The sequence below is a fragment of the Janibacter endophyticus genome, assembly GCF_016888335.1.
In the GTDB taxonomy this organism is placed as follows: Bacteria; Actinomycetota; Actinomycetes; order Actinomycetales; family Dermatophilaceae; genus Marihabitans; species Marihabitans endophyticum.
Genome location: NZ_JAFEJG010000004.1, coordinates 1,869,321 through 1,889,835, shown reverse-complemented (window position 1 = coordinate 1,889,835; position 20,515 = coordinate 1,869,321). Strand labels below are relative to the sequence as shown.

The 20,515-nt window shown below is 68.5% G+C and carries 24 protein-coding genes and 4 tRNA genes; 9 read left to right on the top strand and 19 right to left on the bottom strand.

Annotation, left to right across the window (positions count from 1 at the left end):
• Positions 1 to 152 precede the first annotated feature (152 nt).
• A complete protein-coding gene (locus JNO54_RS09095) occupies positions 153 to 575 on the top strand; it encodes a hypothetical protein (protein WP_204143611.1) in 423 nt (140 codons plus the stop codon).
• A 61-nt stretch (positions 576 to 636) separates the two neighbouring features.
• On the opposite strand, the gene JNO54_RS09090 is transcribed toward JNO54_RS09095, so the two are convergent.
• The 9 genes from JNO54_RS09090 to JNO54_RS09050 form a co-directional block, all read right to left on the bottom strand.
• Entirely contained in the window at positions 637 to 837 is a 201-nt protein-coding gene (locus tag JNO54_RS09090) for a hypothetical protein (RefSeq protein WP_204143610.1), read from the bottom strand.
• A 178-nt stretch (positions 838 to 1,015) separates the two neighbouring features.
• Positions 1,016 to 1,861, bottom strand: a complete 846-nt coding sequence (locus tag JNO54_RS09085) for a DUF2268 domain-containing putative Zn-dependent protease (protein WP_204143609.1) — start codon at positions 1,859 to 1,861, stop codon at positions 1,016 to 1,018.
• A 100-nt stretch (positions 1,862 to 1,961) separates the two neighbouring features.
• Entirely contained in the window at positions 1,962 to 2,189 is a 228-nt protein-coding gene (locus tag JNO54_RS15115) for a heavy-metal-associated domain-containing protein (protein WP_204143608.1), read from the bottom strand.
• A gap of 235 nt (positions 2,190 to 2,424) precedes the next feature.
• A complete protein-coding gene (locus JNO54_RS09075; RefSeq protein ID WP_204143607.1) occupies positions 2,425 to 4,794 on the bottom strand; it encodes a heavy metal translocating P-type ATPase in 2,370 nt (789 codons plus the stop codon).
• 28 nt (positions 4,795 to 4,822) lie between these two features.
• The gene (locus JNO54_RS09070) at positions 4,823 to 5,440 is read right to left on the bottom strand and encodes a DUF305 domain-containing protein (RefSeq protein WP_204143606.1); all 618 of its coding nucleotides are present in this window, start codon (positions 5,438 to 5,440) and stop codon (positions 4,823 to 4,825) included.
• Between the two features lie 103 nt (positions 5,441 to 5,543).
• On the bottom strand, positions 5,544 to 5,828 hold the full coding sequence (locus tag JNO54_RS09065; RefSeq protein WP_204143605.1) for a hypothetical protein: 285 nt from the start codon (positions 5,826 to 5,828) through the stop codon (positions 5,544 to 5,546).
• A gap of 116 nt (positions 5,829 to 5,944) precedes the next feature.
• Complete coding sequence (locus tag JNO54_RS09060; protein WP_307818140.1) at positions 5,945 to 6,718, bottom strand: F510_1955 family glycosylhydrolase; 774 nt, start codon at positions 6,716 to 6,718, stop codon at positions 5,945 to 5,947.
• A 116-nt stretch (positions 6,719 to 6,834) separates the two neighbouring features.
• Positions 6,835 to 8,313: a multicopper oxidase family protein gene (locus tag JNO54_RS09055; protein WP_204143603.1), complete on the bottom strand. Its 1,479-nt coding sequence runs from the start codon at positions 8,311 to 8,313 to the stop codon at positions 6,835 to 6,837.
• Positions 8,314 to 8,348: 35 nt separating this feature from the next.
• Positions 8,349 to 8,591, bottom strand: a complete 243-nt coding sequence (locus JNO54_RS09050) for an SHOCT domain-containing protein (RefSeq protein WP_204143602.1) — start codon at positions 8,589 to 8,591, stop codon at positions 8,349 to 8,351.
• 166 nt (positions 8,592 to 8,757) lie between these two features.
• Between JNO54_RS09050 and JNO54_RS09045 the strand changes: the two genes are divergently transcribed.
• The 4 genes from JNO54_RS09045 to JNO54_RS09030 all read left to right on the top strand — a co-directional run bounded on the left by JNO54_RS09045 (position 8,758) and on the right by JNO54_RS09030 (position 11,745).
• Positions 8,758 to 9,474, top strand: coding sequence for a winged helix-turn-helix domain-containing protein (locus JNO54_RS09045; protein WP_204143601.1), 717 nt, complete (start codon positions 8,758 to 8,760; stop codon positions 9,472 to 9,474).
• Positions 9,471 to 10,595 (top strand): sensor histidine kinase, encoded by a 1,125-nt coding sequence (locus JNO54_RS09040; protein ID WP_204143600.1) that lies wholly within the window; start codon positions 9,471 to 9,473, stop codon positions 10,593 to 10,595. Before JNO54_RS09045 ends, JNO54_RS09040 begins: the two co-directional genes overlap by 4 nt.
• A 282-nt stretch (positions 10,596 to 10,877) precedes the next feature.
• Positions 10,878 to 11,021, top strand: a complete 144-nt coding sequence (locus JNO54_RS09035; RefSeq protein WP_204143599.1) for a hypothetical protein — start codon at positions 10,878 to 10,880, stop codon at positions 11,019 to 11,021.
• Positions 11,014 to 11,745 (top strand): hypothetical protein, encoded by a 732-nt coding sequence (locus JNO54_RS09030; RefSeq protein ID WP_204143598.1) that lies wholly within the window; start codon positions 11,014 to 11,016, stop codon positions 11,743 to 11,745. The genes JNO54_RS09035 and JNO54_RS09030 overlap by 8 nt, the downstream gene beginning before the upstream one ends.
• Before the next feature lie 172 nt (positions 11,746 to 11,917).
• Here the strand turns inward: JNO54_RS09030 and JNO54_RS09025 are convergent.
• From JNO54_RS09025 to JNO54_RS09015, 3 genes are all read right to left on the bottom strand, one after another.
• Positions 11,918 to 11,994 (bottom strand) — tRNA-Val (locus tag JNO54_RS09025).
• Between the two features lie 99 nt (positions 11,995 to 12,093).
• Positions 12,094 to 12,675, bottom strand: a complete 582-nt coding sequence (locus JNO54_RS14795) for a PGPGW domain-containing protein (RefSeq protein ID WP_204143597.1) — start codon at positions 12,673 to 12,675, stop codon at positions 12,094 to 12,096.
• Positions 12,672 to 13,517: an aminotransferase class IV gene (locus JNO54_RS09015; protein WP_204143596.1), complete on the bottom strand. Its 846-nt coding sequence runs from the start codon at positions 13,515 to 13,517 to the stop codon at positions 12,672 to 12,674. Before JNO54_RS09015 ends, JNO54_RS14795 begins: the two co-directional genes overlap by 4 nt.
• A gap of 70 nt (positions 13,518 to 13,587) precedes the next feature.
• Here JNO54_RS09015 and JNO54_RS09010 point away from each other — a divergent pair, with 70 nt between their 5' ends.
• Together JNO54_RS09010 and JNO54_RS09005 are read left to right on the top strand one after the other, a co-directional pair.
• Positions 13,588 to 14,598, top strand: a complete 1,011-nt coding sequence (locus JNO54_RS09010) for a TIGR03885 family FMN-dependent LLM class oxidoreductase (RefSeq protein ID WP_204143595.1) — start codon at positions 13,588 to 13,590, stop codon at positions 14,596 to 14,598.
• Positions 14,595 to 16,286, top strand: a complete 1,692-nt coding sequence (locus JNO54_RS09005; protein WP_204143594.1) for an alpha-amylase family protein — start codon at positions 14,595 to 14,597, stop codon at positions 16,284 to 16,286. Before JNO54_RS09010 ends, JNO54_RS09005 begins: the two co-directional genes overlap by 4 nt.
• Positions 16,287 to 16,337: 51 nt before the next feature.
• Here JNO54_RS09005 and JNO54_RS09000 read toward each other — a convergent pair whose 3' ends face one another.
• Positions 16,338 to 17,372, bottom strand: coding sequence for a chorismate-binding protein (locus JNO54_RS09000; RefSeq protein WP_204143593.1), 1,035 nt, complete (start codon positions 17,370 to 17,372; stop codon positions 16,338 to 16,340).
• A gap of 107 nt (positions 17,373 to 17,479) precedes the next feature.
• On the opposite strand from JNO54_RS09000, the gene JNO54_RS08995 reads away from it, so the two are divergent.
• Both JNO54_RS08995 and JNO54_RS08990 read left to right on the top strand, forming a co-directional pair.
• Complete coding sequence (locus JNO54_RS08995; protein WP_204143592.1) at positions 17,480 to 17,980, top strand: hemerythrin domain-containing protein; 501 nt, start codon at positions 17,480 to 17,482, stop codon at positions 17,978 to 17,980.
• A 166-nt stretch (positions 17,981 to 18,146) separates the two neighbouring features.
• Entirely contained in the window at positions 18,147 to 18,332 is a 186-nt protein-coding gene (locus JNO54_RS08990; RefSeq protein ID WP_204143591.1) for a hypothetical protein, read from the top strand.
• Between the two features lie 153 nt (positions 18,333 to 18,485).
• On the opposite strand, the gene JNO54_RS08985 is transcribed toward JNO54_RS08990, so the two are convergent.
• The 6 genes from JNO54_RS08985 to JNO54_RS08960 all read right to left on the bottom strand — a co-directional run bounded on the left by JNO54_RS08985 (position 18,486) and on the right by JNO54_RS08960 (position 20,491).
• Positions 18,486 to 18,866 carry a nuclear transport factor 2 family protein gene (locus JNO54_RS08985; protein ID WP_204143590.1) on the bottom strand — a complete coding sequence of 127 codons (381 nt, stop codon included), beginning with the start codon at positions 18,864 to 18,866 and terminating at the stop codon, positions 18,486 to 18,488.
• 20 nt (positions 18,867 to 18,886) lie between these two features.
• Complete coding sequence (locus JNO54_RS08980; RefSeq protein WP_204143589.1) at positions 18,887 to 19,030, bottom strand: hypothetical protein; 144 nt, start codon at positions 19,028 to 19,030, stop codon at positions 18,887 to 18,889.
• Positions 19,031 to 19,221: 191 nt separating this feature from the next.
• A tRNA-Val gene (locus tag JNO54_RS08975) sits at positions 19,222 to 19,296 on the bottom strand.
• Between the two features lie 26 nt (positions 19,297 to 19,322).
• Positions 19,323 to 19,393 (bottom strand) — tRNA-Cys (locus tag JNO54_RS08970).
• A gap of 23 nt (positions 19,394 to 19,416) precedes the next feature.
• Positions 19,417 to 19,489 (bottom strand) — tRNA-Gly (locus JNO54_RS08965).
• Between the two features lie 93 nt (positions 19,490 to 19,582).
• On the bottom strand, positions 19,583 to 20,491 hold the full coding sequence (locus tag JNO54_RS08960) for a YihY/virulence factor BrkB family protein (RefSeq protein WP_204143588.1): 909 nt from the start codon (positions 20,489 to 20,491) through the stop codon (positions 19,583 to 19,585).
• Between the last annotated feature and the right edge of the window lie 24 nt (positions 20,492 to 20,515).

Below are 20,515 nucleotides of genomic sequence, written 5' to 3'. Positions count from 1 at the left end.
GCATTCGCCTTCGACACCCAGCATCCCGCCGCGGCAGCGACTCTGTGCAAGCCCCAAGCGCGGCATGAGCGGATGCTGGTGCCAGCGGGCAAGGGCAGTGAGGTGCCGAGCGGGGGGCACCGGCAGCGGACCTGTACTCATACGGTAGGCGGGTGACCAGATTCGTCATCGATGCCCCCACGCTGATCCACCTCGTCTCGGAGCATCTCGAGGTCCACTCCGCTCATCAGTTGGTGGCGTCGAACGCGATCCGATCCCAGGCGCTGACGAGGCTGTTGGAGGCGGTGCGCCGCGGTCAGCTGGCGGAGAAGGAGGCCCTCGTTCTCGAAGAACGGATGACGGAGGTCAAGGTGCGGCTGCTCGGCGACCGAGTCTCACGCCGTACCGCGTGGCGGATCGCCCGGGAACAGGGTTGGGCTGACCTGGTCGAGGCGGAGTACGTCGCCGTCACCCGCCTGCAGGCCGACGCCTTGGTCTCCGTCGACAGCGACCTGTCGAGCAGAGTGCAGGCTCTGGTGCCGGTCGAGCCGGTGGAGGCGCTCACACGTCCCCCTGGGACCGCGACATCGGCATGACCCCGGGCTGCCGAGGTGCGGCAGATCAGTACGTTGTGCGGTTCAGACGGGCCCGTGGCGGTCAGAAGTAGAGGCCGGTGGTCCCGCCGTGGTTGCGGGCGGTCACGGGATCAGGCTCGTCTCCTGCGCGACGAAGGTCCGACGGCGTCTTGATGGTGCCGGGCCAGTTGCTGATGAACAGCAGGGCGACGAGCCCGCCGATGACGATCACGGCGAGCAGGACAAGGACGCCTGTGGCCACCACTGCTGCGAGTGAGCTCATGTCCCCGCTCCTTCCCCGAAGTGTGTGAAGGGTAGCGGCGGCGGCTCTGCGCCGTCGCTGAACCGACGGTTGTTCAGCGACCGTTCACCAAGGGCGCTTGCCTGAATGCTTATCGCTGCGTCAGCGCGGGAGACCTTGCCAGCCGCCGGACAGCCTGGTTGCGGCATGAGAGTGCGCGTTACGGGCCGTTGCTGTCGCACCATTCCCGGACGCGCAGGATGGCCGTGCGCGGTGGCAAGGCCAGAAGTTCGTCGACCCCCATTCCTGCAGCCAGCCAGTCGCTGATCATTTGGTCTCCCAGCCAATACCCGCACCGCGTTGGCAGACCGTCGACGGGACGATTGAGGAACACCCCAGCCACCGCCGGATCATCCTCGGGCGAGTCCAAGTGGTCGGCGACGAATGATCGGATCCCGTGCGAATGTGACTCGCATTCGTGGACCCAATCGGCGTGAGCGGCGTCGAACCAGAGGTACTGGCTGTCAGCCAAGCCCGGTACGGCAAGCCGTGACGCAGCCACGGCAAGGCCCTCGCAGTACAGAGCGAAGGCCACCGTCTCAGGGACGGCCTCCACGTCGCGGACCCGGCCTTGATGGACGGCGTGTATTGCCTCGTGCACCGCAAGGACCTCGTCACCGGGACCGTCAGTCAGAAGCTCCAACGCCAAGAACAGCGAGGGCACTCCGCTACTGATCGCTGCCCAACCGTTCGAGGTGCTCACGCCCACCAGGAGCACGGTTTGGAGGCCCTCGACACCGACTCCCGCCCGTGCCATCCGGTCCTCAAGCACGGCGAGCACCGAACGCATCCTCGCCTCGCGAGCGACGATGGTCTCGACCAGCCGGGGCGCGCCGTCTGCGGCCGCTTCCCGTCGATCCCGATCGCCCCACGCCGAGTAGTAGGTGGTGAACACATCAGGGTGGGCTGCTTCGTACTCATCGACCCATGCCTCTCGGCGGCGCTGCCGATCCTCGATCGATGCAAGCGCGCGATACTCGTCGACAGTCGAGATCAGCTTCCGCACCCCTGCGAGTATGCCCACCTCTGCCAGCGGCAGATGAGGGTGGCGGGAGCAGTTGTCGCGTCGCTTTGGGCGTGTCAGCCAAGTGGTTGTGGGGGGTGTGTCACTGCTGCACGTCGGGGATGTGTGAGCATCTGAAGCCGGCGGACTCGATCGCGGCTTCTACCTCTGAACGAGTGAGCGGTTGGGCGGCGGTGACGAGGACGGGGGTGGAGGGCCGCTGAGGGTTGTCAATGACCACCTTGGCTACACCCTTAACCTCTTGGAGGGTTTGGGATACGCGCATGTTGCATTTCTGGCAGTGCATCCCTTGTACGTCCAGGATCCACACGTGCGTTGTTGGTTGAGCATGGATTGACTGGTCTGGTTCTGGCTGTGCAGAGTCCGGGGCTTCTCCGCGTGGGCTCACCGTGCGGGAGCCCGAGTCGTGGTGTGCACGTGCTGAAGCGGGGTCGAGACTCGCGGCAGGCTCCTTAGTCGTCACAGAGGCTTCTCCATTGGGTACCACTCCTTCGGCGTGGTCTTTCGCGGCGGTGCTCAGGTGCAGCACGGTGCGCTTCTAGTGGTCAGGTGATGTTCTGGCTGCGTAGGCGCAGCGCGTTGGTGATGACGCTGACGCTGGAGAGGGCCATGGCTGCTGCGGCGATGATCGGCGAGAGCAGGAGCCCGAAGATGGGGTACAGGACTCCGGCGGCCACGGGGATTCCGAGGACGTTGTAGATGAAGGCCAGGAACAGGTTCTGGCGGATGTTGGACATCGTCTTCTCGGAGAGGCGTCGCGCACGGACGATGCCGTTGAGGTCACCCTTGAGGAGGGTGACGCTGGCGCTCTCCATGGCAACGTCGGTGCCTGACCCCATGGCGATGCCGACGTCGGCTGCCGCGAGGGCGGGGGCGTCGTTGATGCCGTCACCGGCCATGGCGACGACGTGACCTTGGCCGCGAAGCTTGCTGACGATGTCGCTCTTGTGGTCGGGCAGGACTTCGGCCTCGACGTGCTCGATGCCGAGGGTCTTGGCGACGGCCTGCGCGGTGACGCGGTTGTCGCCGGTGAGCATGACTACGTCGATGCCTTCCTTCCGGAGCGCGCTCAGTGCTTCTGGCGTGGTCTTCTTGACCGGGTCGGCGATGGCGAAAAGGCCCGCAGGCTGTCCGTCGACTCCGATGTGGATGACGGTCGCCCCGTCGCCGCGGAGGTCGTCGGCGCGTTCGCTCAGGCCCTTGGCGTCGATGCCCTCGGAGGTGAGGAAGGTGGCGCTGCCGATGGTGATTCGCTGGCCCTCGACTGTGCCAAGGACGCCTCGCCCGACCGGGGAGTCGAAGTCGGTGACGTCTGGGATAGTCAGGTTCTTCTCGTTCGCGGCCGCGACGATGGCTTGTGCCAGGGGGTGCTCGGAGGCGCGTTCGACTCCGGCCGCGATGCGAAGCAGGTCCTCTTGGCTGCGCCCGTCGGTGGTGACCACGGCGGTGACGGTCGGTCTGCCTTCGGTCAGGGTGCCGGTCTTGTCGACGACGAGGGTGTCGACCTTCTCCATGCGTTCGAGGGCTTCGGCGTTCTTGATCAGGACCCCGAGGCTGGCGCCGCGGCCGACGCCGACCATGATCGACATGGGTGTGGCCAGTCCCAGGGCGCAGGGGCAGGCGATGATGAGCACGGCCACGGCGACGATGAGCGCATGGGCGAGCTTGGGGTCGGGTCCGAGCACTGCCCAGGCGATAAAGGCGACAACGGCGACGGCGATGACGATGGGCACGAAGATGCCCGAGACCTTGTCGGCCATGCGCTGGATGGGGGCGCGGGATCGCTGTGCGTCGGCGACCATGGCCACGATGCGGGCGAGCATGGTGTCGCGTCCGACCTTCTCAGCGACCATGACCAGCCCGCCGCTGCCGTTGATGGTGCCTCCGATGACGGTGTCTCCGTCTTCCTTGGTCACTGGCATCGACTCGCCGGTGACCAGGGATTCGTCGACCGCTGAGCGGCCTTCTTCGACGGTTCCGTCGACGGGGACTGCTTCACCGGGGCGGACTCGAAGTCGGTCCCCGAGCTGGACCTGGTCCAGGGGCACCTCTTCATCACGGCCGTCGCTGGTGATGCGGCGAGCGGTCTTCGGGCTCAGGTCCAGCAGGGCCTTGATGGCTCCCGAGGTCTGTTCCCTGGCGCGCAGCTCGAGAACCTGCCCGAGCAGGACGAGGGTGGTGATGACGGCCGCGGCCTCGAAGTAGACGTCGACCGTCCCGTCCTCGCTCCGGAACGAGTCCGGGAAGATGCCAGGCAAGAGGGTGGCGACGATGCTGAACAGCCATGCGATGCCGGTTCCCATCGCGATCAGCGTGAACATGTTCAGGTTGCGGCTACGCACCGATGCCCAGCCGCGGGTGAAGAACGGCCAGCCTGCCCACAGGACCACGGGTGTGCCAAGAAGGAGCTGCAGCCAGATGGCTGTCGGGCCGGGGATCCTCTCGTGCAGCCATGGGATGAAGTGGCGTCCCATCTCGAGGAAGACGACGGGGATGGTGAGGGCGGTGGCGACCCAGAATCTGCGGGTCATGTCGGCCAGCTCTGGGCTGGGACCGCTGTCGGCCCTGATCGTGACTGGCTCGAGGGCCATCCCGCAGATCGGGCACGCTCCTGGGGCGTCCCGGCGGATCTCGGGGTGCATCGGGCAGGTCCACTCGACGGCCTCGTCGTCGGCGGCTTGCGGCGGCGAGGGTTGGGCGGCGTTGCCAGGCGCTGCATCCGTGTACGTGTCCGGGTCCGCGGTGAAGGTCGCCTGGCAGCGCTCCGAGCAGAAGTGGTACAGGCGGTTGTCGTGCTCGGTGCTCAGCGAGGTCGCTGGGTCGATGCTCATCCCGCACACCGGGTCCTGGACGAGGACCTCGGCGGGGGCGTGATCGCCCTGCTGGTGCTGGTGCTGGTGCTGGTGCTCGGTCATGGTCTCTCCCCGTGGCAGGTGGATGTCGTCAGAGCAGGTCTTCCATGGTGGCGATCTCGGACTTCTGGGCCTTGATGATCGCCTTGGCCATCTGCTCCACCTCCGGGTTCTCGGTGGTGGTCAGGACCTGCTCGGCCATGGACACTGCGCCCTTGTGGTGACTGATCATCATCGTGATCCACATCTGGTCGAAGCTCTTGCCCTCGGCGCTCTTGAGCTCCTCCATGTCGGTCTCGCTCATCATGCCGCTGCCGTGGTCCATGCCGGTCGGTGCCGAGGTCGGGGCACCCCACGAGGTCAGCCATTCACGCATGGTGGTGATCTCCGGGTCCTGGGCCTTCTTGATCTCGGTGGCCAGCGCGTCGACCTCGCTGGAGGCGCTGGACTTGGACAGGGCGATGTCCGCCATCTCGATGGCCTGCTCGTGGTGGGGGATCATCATCTGGGCGAACATGACATCTCCCTGCCTGGCAGCGTCCGAGCTGCTGCCGGTGGTGGCGCCGCTGGTGCTGCTGCTCATGGGGGTGGCGTTGTGGTCCATGCCGCGCATGGAGTCGTCACTGGTGTTCGAGCAGGCGGCGAGCGTGCCGACGGTCAGGGCTCCTGCTGCTGCCAGCAGCGAGGCGCGCTTGGTGAGGCTGGACATGGGATCTCCTGTAGTCGTTGGTGTGCTCGAGCCTTCACCGCGAACGTGATGGTCCTGCCGTGGTCATGTTGAGATTCGGTCAAGGTCCATGCTGCGGCCGGGACTACTGACCCCCGCCGTCGCCTCCGTGGTTCATCCACCGCATCATCACGGCCATCATGGCCAGGCAGGCGAGGGCGAAGAGCAGCCCGCTGGCGCCCAGGCCACCGGTGATGATGAGAGCGCCGACGAGGATGAGCATGGGCAGGCACATCAGCCACATCAGCCATCCGTGGGAGTGGCGCGCCGGGGGCGGGTTGACGGCGTCCTGGTCGCGGGCCGTAACCGGCGAGCTCGAGGGAAGCGGCGCGTGGCCGTGAGCGGCGGGGTTCTTGCGTTCGATCTTCACGTTGCTCTCCTTCGAAGGTGCCGGCTCCTTGGTGCTGGCTCGGATCAGCTCAGCGTCGTTCATGAACCTCATGGCTGCGTTGAGACCTGATGGAGGACGGGTCAAGGTTCTCGGGGCTACTGGACGAGGGTCTCCGTGCTCGCGCCGGCGTTGGTGGTGCGGATGACCTTGTTGTCGACGACGGCGAGGATCTCCAGCTGCCCATCCGAGGTCCGGTGGGCCGAGAGTGCCTCGGTGGTGCCGATGCTGTCCGGGTGCAGGGTCCAGGTCGATCCGGCGTCGCTGCTGGTGGCCAGCCTGCCGCTGGTGGTGGCGATGACGGCGGTTGTGTCGTCGGCCCATGCCGCCAGGACCGCGGGCTCGGGCGGTGCCAGCGTGGTCCAGGACTGCCCGCCGTCGGTGCTGGTGAGCAGTCCGGAGCTCGTCGTGGCCAGCAGGGTCCCCTTCTTGGGGGCGGCCGCCACGTCTCGTGGCGGTGCCGGGATCGGATGCGTGGTCCAGGTCTTGTTGTCCGTGGTGGTGCGCAGGGCGCCGTCGAAGCCTGTCACCGTGCCCGGGCCGGCGGTCAGGGCGTGGAAGTCGGACTCTCCACCTCGGGAAGCGACCTCCCAGGAGGCGCCGCCGTCGGTGGAGGTGATCAGTCCGACCGGCTGCGGCAGGTCGACTCCGACACCGGGGTGCCCGGAGGCGTAGTAGGTCCCGTCGGATCCGACGGCGAAGCCCATCAGGTCGATGACAGGGCCGGCCTTGCGCAGCTGTCCGTCGACCTGGCGGAAGAGGCCCTGGTGGGTGGCCAGCAGCAGCTCGCCGCTCTTGGGGTCCCGGGTGATCGCGTGGATGTGTGTGATGGCGAGCGGCTGGGCTGGTGCCGCCGTGGGAGACCCCGACACGGACGTGGGCTGCGTCGTGGGCGCGGATCGTTGCCGCTCGGGGCCGTCCCCGAACGAGCACGCCGACAGGGTCGCCACGGCTGCGAGCGTTGCTGCCCCGATCAGGACTGGGCGTCTCATGAGACGTAGTTCAGGGCGATCATCATCCCGACCTCTGCGTGGTAGATGTTGTGGCAGTGGATCATCCAGTCCCCGGCGTTGTCGGCGTCCAGGTCGATGGCGAAGGACTGCATCGGGGCCATGAGCACGGTGTCTTTCCGCAGCCCGGAGGGCAGGGCGAAGGTGTGCCCGTGCAGGTGCAGCGGGTGGGTCATCATCGTCATGTTTGTCGCGTTGATCCGGAGTCGCTGACCGGCCTTGACCGTCAAGGGCTCGTTCTCTCCAAACGGTGCGCCGTTGATGCCCCACCGGTAGGGCTTCATCGAGCCGTTGAGGGTCAGCTGTGCTTCGGCGTCCGGTTCCCGGGGCGGCAGCTTTGCTAAGGCCGCAGGTTGCAGCTCGGAGCCGATGAGGACCTGCCCGGTCAGCTCGTCCGGGCTGGTGCCCGCACCGGGAGCGGCCCCGCTCCCGGTGCGGACCAGGGCCATGGCCTGGCCGCCGCTGGTCTTGCCGAACGGCCTGGCCACCAGGGGAAAGACCCCGTCCTTGAGGGTGACGATCGCGTCGTAGCGTTCGCCCATCCCGATGTAGAGAGCGTCCACGTCGGTCGCCTCGACCGGCCACCCGTCGGTGTGGGTGACGCTCATCCGGTGCCCGCCGAGAGCGACGGTGAAGATCGTGTCGGAGGCGGCGCTGATGATCCGCAGACGCACCCGCTGCCCGGGCTTGGCCCGAAGGACCTCCGGGTCGGTCGGTGGCCGCCCGTTGATCAGGAACAGCGGGTAGGTCACATCACCGGCATCTCCCCAGGGGTCGGCGCCCATGTGACCCATGGAGCCGTGGTCCATGCCGCCCATGGGGCCGTTGGCGGGGCCGCCGTCGGCCACGAGCTTCTTCAGGACCTCGTCCGGGCTGGTGCCGGTGCCGTCGATCCAGTCGTCGAGCACCAGGATCCACTCGGCGTCGTAGCGGCCGGGCTCGTCCGGGTCGTCGATGACCATCGGCGCGTAGAGGCCCCGGTCGAGCTGGACACCGACATGAGGGTGGAAGAAGTAGGTGCCGGGGTCGGGGGCGGTGAACTCGTACACGTACCTCGATCCAGCAGCGATGGGGTCCTGGGTCTGACCCGGCACCCCGTCGGCGGCGTTGCGCAGCCGGATGCCGTGCCAGTGGATCGAGGTGTCGGTGGGCAGCTGGTTGTCCAGGGTGACCCGCAGGAGGTCCCCTGCGGTGGCCCGAACCAAGGGACCGGGTGCTGCGTCACCGTAGGCCCACGTGCTGACCGTTCGTCCTCCCAGGTCCAGGGTGACGGGCCGGGCCGTCAGCGACTTCTCGACGACCTTCTGGCCCGCTGCCGGCGAGACGGGACTGGGGGAGCCGAAGGCGCGCGTCGAGGTGCTGGACGCGCCTTCACCGCTCGCGCAGGCGGTCAGGGCCGCTGTCGTCGCCACCCCCAGCCCACCCAGGAGAACGTGTCGTCGGGTCAGTGCGTGCATTGTCGTGATGCCTCTCTCAACGTGTCTGAAGCTGGTCAGTGACCGTCGACGAGGAGACGACGTCGCTGCTCGTACTCCTCCGGGCTGAGCTCCCCGCTGGCCAGTCGCTCCTGAAGCAGAGTCAGCGGTTCCGGCCGCGGCGGCGGATACGCCACCTTCTTCTGGCCCGGGAGCAGGTCCCGGACCGCCAGGACGACCACGACCCAGAACGCAAGCGTGCCGACCCCCATCGAGAGCCACATCCACCACGTCATCCCGTCACCGTGTCCCCACATCATCAGCAGGCTCCTTCCCGGTCCGGCCGAGCTGAGCTGCCCGGCACGGGTCCAGCCTCGAAGCCCCGCCTCAAGGTCGGATGGTCGTGTGATTGAGGTTTGACGAAGATGACCCGAGGACAGCCCCTAGAGGCTGTCGCCAGCGGGGTCGTGGGGAAGACTCACAAGGGTGAGCACAAGCCCCACCACCACGCCGGCCACCGTCCTGGTCATCGAGGACGAGAAGCCTCTGGCCGACATGGTCGTCGCCTATCTGGCCCGCGCCGGCTACCAGACCCTGATCGCCCACACCGGGCCTGCCGGGGTCCAGGCGGCCCGCGAGTCCCGACCCGAGGTAGTGATCCTCGACCTCGGCCTGCCCGGCCTGGACGGCATCGAGGTCTGCCGCCAGATCCGGACCTTCAGCGACTGCTACGTCATCGTCGCCACCGCCCGGAGCGACGAGATCGACACCCTCATCGGACTCTCCGTCGGAGCCGACGACTACGTCACCAAGCCTTTCAGCGTCCGCGAGCTCGTCGCGCGCGTCCAGACCGTCCTGCGCCGGCCCCGGACCGCCTCCTCCGCACAGGATCACGCCCAGCCCCCCCGCGTGTTCGGCGAGCTCTCGGTGGACCCCTCGTCACTGCAGGTCCACCTTCGGGGCGAGCCGGTAGCACTGACCCCCACCGAACGCGATCTGCTCATGACCCTGGCCTCCCGCCCGAGCATGGCCTTCTCACGCCGCCAGCTCATCGACGACGTCTGGGGCGGCGGCTGGGTCGGCGACGAGCACCTCGTCGACGTCCACATCGCCCACCTGCGCAAGAAGCTCGGCGACAACCCCGACACCGGCCGGTACGTCACCACCGTCCGAGGCGTCGGCTACCGGATGGGACCAGGATGACCACCACGCGCCCCATGCGCCTGCGACGACCCCGCGGACTGGCCGGACGGCTCCTGGCCGGACAGACCCTCGTCCTGCTCGCCGGAGCCCTGACAGCGGCGCTGGTCGCCACCGTCGTGGGCCCCCCGCTCTTCCACGACCACCTGCTCCAGGCCGGCCACGCCGAGAACTCACCCGAGCTGGTCCACATCGAGATGGCCTACCGCGACGCCTCGCTCATCTCCGTCGGCGGCGCACTCCTCATCTCCCTGCTCGCCGCGACCGCCGTCAGCTGGTACCTCACCCGCCGCCTCCGCCGGCCCCTGGACCAGATCAGCGCCGCCGCCCGCGAACTCTCCCGAGGGCACTACCAGGCCCGGGTGCCACAGGTCGGGTCAGGCACCGAGCTAGAGACCCTTGCCCACGCCTTCAACGACATGGCCGCACGTCTCGAAGGCGTCGAGGACACCCGGCGACGCATGCTCTCCGACCTCGCCCACGAGCTCAGGACACCCATCGCGACCCTCAGCGCCTACCACGAAGGCCTGCACGACAGGATCGTCCAACTCGGCCCCGAGTCCCTCGCCGCCCTGACCGAGCAGACAGACCGGCTCACTCGGCTGGCCGAGGACATCACCGAGGTCTCCACCGCCGAAGAAGGACGCCTCGCCCTCGACCTACATGACGTACCACTGACCGACCTGCTCTGGTCCGCCTACGACGGAATGCGCGACCACTACAGCACCAAGGGCGTCAACCTCCAGATCGACACCGACTCCACTGCCGCCCTCATCGTCACCGTCGACCGCCGCCGCATCGGTCAGATCCTCACCAACCTCCTGGCCAACTCCCTGCGCCACACCCCACCCGGGGGCACCGTCACCATCAGCGGTGGCCGCGATCACCACGAGGTGACCATCACCGTGACGGACAACGGTGACGGCATGACCACCGAACAACTCACCCACGCCTTCGAACGCTTCTACCGAGGCGACTCAGCCCGCACCAGGGACCGCACCGGATCCGGCATCGGACTGACCATCAGCAAAGCCATCGCAGACGCACACGGAGGCAGCCTCACGGCCCAAAGCCCAGGACCCGACCAAGGATCCGCCTTCACGGTCACCCTGCCAGCCCGATGAACCTGTCGGTTCGGACCCGGACACAGGACACACGCTCTTCGGCAAGAGCGCGAACTGTCCGCGTCCCTGGATGGCCTGTCAAAGGCCGCGTGCGACACCCGTGAGGTCCGAGCCAGGGCCTCCAGATGGCTGTTCACGGTAGAGGTTCGCCCTCACTCGTCCAGCTCCGATGTGGTCAGACAGCGGTGCCGGATGTGAACGTGAACGCCGGGACCGCCACCGCGGGCTTTCGTCAGTAGGGCAGGCCCATCCGGGGTCAGCCACTGCTGTTAGGAGGTTGCGATGGCCGATGTCACCGAATCCACTTTCGACCTGGTCTCGCATGTGCGAAGGCACCTGCTCGAAACGCTGAGGCTCATCGATGAGATGGAGCAGTCAATAGGGCCTCTGGTTGACCCAGTTGAGGCCGGGACCGGCGATGAGTGAGCGGGAGTTGATGCAGGCCGATTGGGCTCTGCGTGACGCCCATCGGGAGGTGACCTTGGCCCGCCTGGCTCTGGATGATCTCCACAGGGGGGTGTCGGCGGCCGCGACGGCTCTCTCGGAGGCTGAGCTGGTTGCGCGGGGTGTAAGCCCCGATGCCTGGATGCAGTCAGTTGCACCCGAGGACCTCAGCCACGTCGGGCGCCTGTGTGACTCGGCGGCATCCGTCGGCGTGGAGATCGCATCGCACCTGAAGATGGCCAGTGAGTCGATCGAGGACGCCAGGCGAACATTGGAGCGGGTGGAGCGCGGGGGGCTGGAAGGGCCGACCGCCGTCAGCCTGGCCGCGCTGGAGGCCCGCACTGCCGCTGTCGGCGAGGTCGTCGACCTCGCTCTGCCCATGGCGACAGCCGCCTCGGAGCACCTCTACTCGGCTGCCTACGGTGTTGGGAACGGCCGCTCTCCGAGCACTCATGCGGCAGGCATCGAACAGATCCCCGCAGTGACGTTCGGGTCGCTGAGCATGGTCAGCAACGACCTCGGGCGGGCCCAGGCCGATGAGCGACACCTCGGCAGGACGGTGGACCGGGCCGAGGTCAGGATCGCCCAGGTCACCACCGAAGCCGAGTGCGTCACCGCTGACGCGCAGGCGCGGCTGGGCCGCTCGCAGCCCCATCAAGAGTCCCCCGCCCAAGCCGCGGTCTCCGTCGAGGGACCCGCTCGATGAACACCGCCAGCGCCCCTCACACCGACACCCGTCTGGCACGCAGCGTCGCCCTGGCTGAGCAGCGGCGAGAACTCGTGGACGCAGGCATTCATGCAGTTCTGGGCCGGGCTGTGGCCTTGTGGGAACAGATGCTCGAGGGGTCCGCCCTCGACCCAATCTCGGGCTTCTTGGCTGGTGGACGTAAAGGGACTCGAACCCCTGACCTCTCGCGTGTGAAGCGAGCGCTCTAACCAGCTGAGCTATACGTCCTCGGTGCCGCTGCAGAGTACCTGGCGGGCTCCCCCTTCGTCACATCGCCCCGCCCTTCGAGGCTCCTCGCAGAGCTCGTCGCACCTCAGGGACCGTGGGCTAGGTGGGCTCGAGCCCCGGGACCATGAGCAGGTACTCCTCGACCACGTCCGGGGTCCATCCCGGGACGCCGGTGAAGGTCAGCGCGAGGTAGGCGCAGAACCAGCCGAAGGCGATGGAGGCGAGGACGAGGGGGATCTTCATCTTCCACGGCAGGTGCCGGGCCCACTGGTCGAAGGTCTTGACCTCCGCCTTGACGAACTGCGTCACCCGCCGGGCCCACATGAACTCGGTGCTCCACAGGAAGAGCCCGAGGAAGATCACCGCCCAGCCTGGGCCGACGAGCGGGACCATCGGGATGCCGGCGATGATCAGCGCGAGCCCCAGGATGGCGACGAGCACCCGGTAGAGCGGCCCGACGACGGGGTTCGTCCGGATAGCCCGCCGCCAGGCGATCGGGTCCTCCGACGGGTCGATGCGCTGGTTGTCCCCGAAGCGCTCGCGGAGTTCCTCCTTGACGAGGTCGTGCTGGTCGCGGCGGATCTCGAGGTAGGGGCGACGATTGCCGGCCTCATCCAGACCCCTCCCCCGGGTGTCCTCAGCCCCCTCCGCCGCGGCGTGGGTCGCGTCGGCCACGCTCACGGGTCCAGCCGCTCAGACGCGCGCTGCGCGAAGATCTCGGCAAGACGAGCCGTCACGGGTCCAGGTGCATCGAGCTCACGGTCGTCGACTGCCGCCACCGGATGCACGTCGCGAGTCGTCCCGGTGAGGAAGACCTCCTCGGCGCGGTGGACGACGTCGAGCGGCATCGCCTCCTCGCGGACCTCGATGCCCGCCTCGCGCGCCCACTCGATCGTTAGCGCCCGCGTGATCCCGGCGAGGCAGCCCGACTCCAGCGGCGGGGTGCGCACGACCCCGTCGAGGACGACGAAGACGTTGCTGCCCGTGCACTCGCACAGCTCACCCTTGGTGTTCCCGAAGAGCGCCTCAGCGGCGCCGAGCGACTTGACCCGCGCGAGGGCCACGACGTTCTCCGCGTAGGACGTGGTCTTCAGTCCCGCCACGGCGGAGGTCTCGTTGCGCGTCCACGGCACGGTGGCGATGCGCACGGTCGGTGTCGGTCGGGGCGCCGCGCCGGCGGCGACGACGTAGGTCATCGCTGCGTCTCCCCGGTCGGAGCCCAGCGGACCGGCCCCCGCGGTCACGGTGACCCGCAGCCGGCCGAAGGGGATGGCGTCGCCAGCCAGGACGGCCTCCACCCCTTCGCGGATGTGGTCGTGATCGGCCGGCTCGAGCCCGAGCCCGGTGAGGCTGCGGTCCAACCGGCGCAGGTGACGGGTCAGGGCGAAGGCCTGTCCGTCGACGATCTTCATGGTCTCGAAGACCCCGTCCCCGACGGTCACCCCGTGGTCGATCGGAGACAGCGCCAGGCCCCCCGACTCGATGAGGGTGCCGTCCACCCACACCCGCACTCCCTCGCTCATGCCCTCACTCTTCCAGATCGCTCCGACGTCACGAATCCACCTACGGGATGAGATGTGGTGTCTTGGGTATATGCCTGTCATCGGTCACCACTGCAGCCACGAGCAGATCAGCCCCCGGCAGCTCCTCGCCGACGTGCAGCACGCGGAGCGGGTCGGCTTCACCGCCGGCATGTCGAGCGACCACCTCGTCCCGTGGAGCGAGCGTCAGGGCGAGTCGGGCTTCGCCTGGAGCTGGCTCGGCGCCGCGCTCGCGACGACCGACCTCCCCTTCGGTGTCGTCAACGCCCCCGGCCAGCGCTACCACCCGGCGATCATCGCCCAGGCGATGGCGACGCTCGGGCAGATGTTCCCCGGCCGCTTCTGGGCGGCTCTCGGCTCCGGCGAGGCGAGCAACGAGCGGGTCACCGGCGACGGCTGGCCGCGCAAGAGCATCCGCGACGAACGCCTGCGCGAGTGCGTCGGCGTCATCCGGCGGCTCCTCGCCGGCGAGGAGGTCAGCCACGACGGGCACGTCACCGCCGACCGCGCCCAGCTGTGGACCCTCGCCGACCCGGTCCCCCACCTCGTCGGTCCGGCCGTCACCCCGGGGACGGCCGCCCGGCACGCCGACTGGGCCGACGGGCTCATCACCGTCAACCAGCCGGTCCAGCGGCTGCGCGACGTGCTGACCGCCTACCGCGACGCCGGCGGCCGCGGCCCGGCCCGGCTGCAGGTCCACCTCTCCTGGGCGCCAACCGAGGACGCGGCCCTCGCCATCGCTCACGACCAGTGGCGGTCCAACGTCGTCGGTCCGCCGATCTCTTGGGACGTCGACACCGTCGCCGGGTTCGACGCCATCAGCGAGCACATCACCCCCGAGCAGGTGCGCGGCTCGGTCCTCGTGAGCCACGAGCCGGCGCAGCACGTCGAGTGGCTCCAGGAGTACCTCGAGCTCGGCTACGACGAGCTCTACCTCCACTTCGTCGGGCAGGACCAGCACGACTACCTCGAGACGTTCGGCGAGCACGTCCTGCCCGCCCTCTCCCCCACACCCCCGGCAGATACCCCTTCGCCCGGACCGTCGACCGAGGAGACCCGATGAACCTCACGGAGACCGCCGACCTCTGGTGGAAGAACGCCGTCGTCTACTGCTGCGACGTGCAGACCTTCCTCGACCTCGACGGGGACGGCCATGGCGACCTCGCGGGGCTCGCCCAGCGCATCGACTACCTCGCCGACCTCGGCGTGACCTGCCTGTGGCTCATGCCCTTCTACCCGACCGCCGACCGCGACGACGGCTACGACATCACTGACTTCTACGGCGTCGACCCGCGGCTCGGCACGCCCGGCAACGTCGTCGAGGTGATCCAGCTCGCCCGCTCCCGCGGCATCCGCGTGATCATCGACTTCGTCATGAACCACACCTCGAACCGGCACCCGTGGTTCAAGGAGTCGCGCAAGAGCCTCGACAACCCGAAGCGCGACTGGTACGTCTGGCGCCGATCGACCCCGCCGGACACCTCGAAGGAGGTCGTCTTCCCAGACGCCGAGGACTCCATCTGGACCAAGGACGACAAGACCGGGGAGTACTACCTCCACCACTTCTACCGGACGCAGCCCGACCTCAACATCGCCAACCCCGCGGTGCGCGAGGAGATCAAGCGGACGATGGGCTACTGGCTCGAGCTCGGCGTCTCCGGCTTCCGGGTCGACGCGGTGCCCTTCCTCTTCGCCGAGGACGCGCTGCCCAAGGCCGAGCAGCACTTCCCGCCGTACGACCCGCACGACTTCCTGCGGCACCTCGCGAACTTCGTCGGGCACCGCGGGGGCGACGTCATGCTCCTCGGCGAGGTCAACGTCCCCTTCGCGGAGCAGAAGAAGTTCTTCGGCGGCACCGACGGCGACGAGCTGACGATGCAGTTCGACTTCATGGGGATGCAGTCGATCTACCTCTCCCTCGCCCGCGGCGACGCCCACCCCCTGGCCGCGACGCTGCGCAAGCGCCCGAAGCTCGACCGCGTCAGCCAGTGGGCGAACTTCCTGCGCAACCACGACGAGCTGACCCTCGACAAGCTGAGCAAGGACGAGCGCCAGGAGGTCTTCGACGCCTTCGGACCCGACCCCGACATGCAGCTCTTCGACCGTGGCCTGCGGCGCCGGCTGCCGACGATGCTCGGCGGTGACCAGCGGCGGATCCGGATGGCGTACTCGCTGATGTTCTCCCTGCCGGGCACTCCGGTGCTCTTCTACGGCGAGGAGATCGGCATGGGCGAGAACCTCGACATCCCCGGTCGGCTCGCCGTGCGCTCACCGATGCAGTGGGCGCCCGAGCCCGGCGGCGGCTTCTCGCGCGCACCCGTACGCAAGCACCGCCGCCCGATGCCGACGGGGGTGTGGGGCCCGGAGCAGATCAACGTCGCCGACCAGCGCAACGACCCAGAGTCGCTGCTGCACTTCTTCAAGACCCTCATCCAGCGCTACCGCCAGTCACCCGAGATCGGGTGGTCGACGGTCGAGATCCTCAAGGGCACCCCGAGGCAGGTCCTCGCGCACGTCTGCCGGGTCGATGACTGGGCCACGGTCATGGTCCACAACCTCGCCGACGAGCCGGTCGAGCTAACCCTCACCGTGCCGGACCTCGAGGAGGGGACGCCGCTCGTCGACCTCGTGTCGTCCGGCGAGCCGATCCGCACGACCGCGGCGAAGGGGGGTCAGGTGACCCTGACCCTCGAGGGCTACGGCTTCCGGTGGCTGCGGCTGTGCCCGGAGGGCGACAACCGGATCCACTGATAGGTCTCGTCGCCCCCACCTCGACCTCGGCGCGGCCCACGTTCGTCCGGCCTACGACTGGCCCTGGCCCTCGACTGACCGCGAGGCGATGGCGACGAGCCGGCCCGCCTTGAGCTCGGTCTCGTCCCACTCGCAGGAGGGGTCGGACCCCCAGGTGATGCCGGCGCCGGTCCCGAAGCGGAGGGTCCTCCCTTCGCCCTGGCCCTCGGCCCAGAAGGTCCGGATCCCCACCGCCAGGCGGGCCGTCCCGGTGTCGGCGTCGACCCAGCCGATGGCGCCGCAGTACGGGCCGCGCGGGGTCGGCTCGAGCTCGCCGATGATCCGCAGCGCGGAAGACTTCGGGGCGCCGCTGACCGACCCGGGCGGGAAGGACGCCTCAAGGATCTCGGTCCACGTCGTGCCGGGCCGCAGGCGCGCCGCGACGTCGCTCGTGAGGTGGAGCAGACCGGGGTGCTCCTCGAGCGCGCAGAGTGCTTCGACGTCGACCGTGCCGGGGACCGCGACGTGGGAGAGGTCGTTGCGGACGAGGTCGGTGATCATGACGTTCTCGGCGTGGTCCTTGGCACCGAGGTCCACGGGGACGCGGCCGGTCCCCTTGATCGGGCGGGAGATGATCCGGTCGCCGTCGCGCAGCAGGTACGCCTCGGGCGAGGCGGTGACGACGTCGAGCCCGGCCGAAGGGATGTGCACGACCCCTGCGTACGGGGCCGGGTTGCCCGCCTCGAGGAGAGGTGCCAGGGACGGCAGGTGCGCCTCCGGCGGGAGGGGTGCGGACATCACCCGGCAGAGGTTGACCTGGTAGACGTCGCCCGCGGCGATGTGCTCACGGATCCGCTCGACCCCCGCGACGTACTCCCCCTTCGTCATCGAGGAGGACCACGTGCCCGTGGGTGGGAACCATGCGCCGGTCGGCGGTGGGGCCCCCTTCGCCACCCGGTCGAAGCGGACCGCGGTGAGCTCACCCTCGAAGGTGACGACGACGCCCCACACGCCGCCACGGTCGAGGTCGGCTGGGTCGTGGGTCACCGCGGTGGGCTCGGTGAGGACGAGGTCCCCGAATCGCGCGTGCTCCACGCGGGCGAGCATAGGTCGTGATAACTGCCGATCACCCGCTGTGCTGGACTACGTTGCTGCCGTGAGGTGCAGGGGCGCCCGCAGCCTGACCAGGTCAGGCACCAGCCGAAGGAGAAAGCATGTCGAACGACGCCATCGTCCTGCTCAAGGAAGACCACAAGGAGATCCGCAAGCTCTTCGCGGACTTCGAGAACGCGGGTGAGAACGCGCACAAGACCAAGGGCAAGATCGTGCACCGCATCATCGAGCTGCTCACGGTGCACACCTACCTCGAGAACGAGATCATGTACCCCCGGGTGCGGGAGCTGCTCCCCGCCCTGGAGGAGGACATCCTCGAGTCCTACGAGGAGCACCACGTCGCCGACGTCCTGGTGATGGAGCTCTACGGGATGGAGCCCGAGCACGAGCGGTTCGACGCCAAGACCACGGTGCTCATCGAGAACGTCCGCCACCACATCGAGGAGGAGGAGGACGAGTGGTTCCCCAAGGTCCGCGAGGGCCTGGGACGCAAGCAGCTCCAGGAGATCGGCGAGGAGATGCTCGAGGCCAAGAAGACGGCCCCCCGGGAGCCCAGCCAGCCCGGCGCGCTGAAGAAGACCATCGACGCGATCATCTCCTGACACCGGCGGCCGGGGGGTGAGACGTGCGAGTCCGCCCTCACCCTCCGGGCGCCTGTGCCATGCTCGGGGTACTGGCTCGCGTCCGGCAACGGGGAGCCCCTCTCTGGGGAACGTGGCCGGGATGCGCGCCGGCCCGTTGCTGGTCGGCGACGGAGGGATGGGACCCATGAGTCCAGAAGAGGCAGCCAGCGGCGAGATCGGTGAGAAGGCCAGCGAGATGGCCAGTCAGATCGAGCTGACCGCCCGTGACCTGGCCCGCGTCGGGCAGGAGGCCGCCTCCCTGGCCGGTGCCCTGGCCAGCAAGGTGGCCAGCATGGCCGGCCGCGATCCGCAGGACGCCGAGGGCTCGTAGATCAGCGAGCAGGCTCGTCAGGTGGCCGAGGCGGTGGGCAAGACCGCGGACGACGCCGTGCGCATCGCCCAGAAGGCCGTGGAGATGGCCAGCAAGATCGCCCAGGCACCCACCCGCGGCAGCGGCACGACGTCGGGCTAGGTACCCGCCCGCCTACCCGGGGGTGTCCTGGCTGAAGACGTTGACGAGGGAGCCGTCGGCCGTCCGGCGCCAGAGCGAGCTGACCATCCACGTGATCGGCTCGGCACCCTCGGGTGCCCGGAAGCGGACGCGGTAGGCGATGAGCGCCGAGTCCTCGCCCGTGACCATCGTGCGGGTCTCGAGGATGGCGAAGGCCGCGACCGTCGGACCGTCGTCGAGCTCGGCGACGTGGTCCTCGCGAGTGACGAAGCCGGTCGGGTACACACCGAGGAAGTCCTCCGCGAGGAGCGCGTGGTCCGCGGCCTGGTCACCGGCCCGCAGCGCCTCCCAGACCGCCGTCTCGGCGCTGAGGAGCTCGTCCGGGCTCGGCGGTGGCGGGCAGCTGCGGGTCATCCCGGCGATGCTAGACGGCGTCAGGAGTAGAAGGGGCGATGCCTGTCGGCGGGGTCGCTGACGCCAGGTTGGACGCGGAGGTTGTCACCGGCGGCCGCGCCGACACGCTGCCCGAGCACCCAACCGTTGTCGGTCTCGACGACGAGGACGTCCAGGTGGGCCACTTCGCGGCATGGACGTGCACAGACCGTGCTTCTGAAGTCATCGCCGCGCATATGCGGTGCCGGCGACCTCCAGACGGCGGCTTGTGCACAGGAGTGGCCGATCTATGCCCGAACCTCTCCCCTATCTGGCATGAATCTGGCACGAAGAAGGCCCCTGACCGGCGTTTCCGCTGATCAGGGGCCTTCCGTCCTGGTGGGCGATACTGGGTTTGAACCAGTGACCTCTTCCGTGTCAAGGAAGCGCGCTACCGCTGCGCCAATCGCCCGAGACATGCAAGGTTCTGCATGGTCGAGGTGGAGACGGGATTTGAACCCGTGTAGACGGCTTTGCAGGCCGTTGCCTCGCCTCTCGGCCACTCCACCAATGAAGGCGGTTGAACCTTCCGAGCGGATGACCGGCCTCGAACCGGCGACCTCAACCTTGGCAAGGTTGCGCTCTACCAACTGAGCTACATCCGCACATACGCTCCGGGCTTCGCTGCCCCTTGCGTGCGGAGTGACATTAGCCCAGACCTTCGCCCAAATCCAAACTGAACGTGAACGACCCGCAGATCACGCCTGCGAGATGGATCGGTCGGCCGCCGAGTGGGGCCAGAGCGACCGGACCGCGGCGTTGAGAGCAGCCCCGATGAGCACCGAGATGGCAAAGGCGTAGAGACCGACGAGGAGGATGATCGGGGTGCTCAGCGGCCCGAAGATCGAGCTGCCGCCGAGGGAGTCGGCGACGAGCGTGCGCATGAGCCAGGCCGAGAGCACCCACAGGACGAGCGTCAGCGCCGCACCCGGCAGGTCGCGCCGCCACGGGTCGCGCTGCGGCGTCGAGAGGTGGAAGAGGGTGGCCACGCTCGCGAGGACGAGCACCGAGACCACCGGCCAGTACAGGGTCACGAGCCAGTCCACCGGGTCCGGCAGCAGCCGTCCGATGAGCGTGGGCCCCATGACGACCAGCGGGACGACCACCGCACCGAGGAGCAGCCCGCCGGTGTAGAGCGACAGGCTCATCGCCCGGGTGCGCACGATCCCGCGCATCCCGCTCTGCCCGTACATGATCGAGATCGTGTCGAGGAAGACGTTGAGCACCCGCGAGCCCGACCACAGGGAAAGCAGGAAGCCGATGGAGATCAGCTCGCCCCGCCCGTTGCGGAAGACGTCGTCGACCGTCGGCAGGAGGAGGTCGTCGATGATCTCCGGGGTGAGGAAGGTCCCGGCGTAGCCGGCGATCCGCTCGGTGAAGTCGTCCACGCCCCGCTGGCCGACCGCGCTGCCGACGTACCCGACACCGCCGAAGAGGCCCAGGACGAGCGGCGGCAGCGACAGGAGGGCGAAGAACCCCGCCTCGGCCGCCAGACCGGTCACGCGGTAGCGCAGGCAGATCCGCACCGTCTCGCGGAAGAGCCGGGCGAAGGGGATGCCGAAGGGGACGGTCTCGATCCCGTCCCGCACCCTCGCCCGCGTGCTCACCCCAGCACGGTAGGGCCAGAGCGG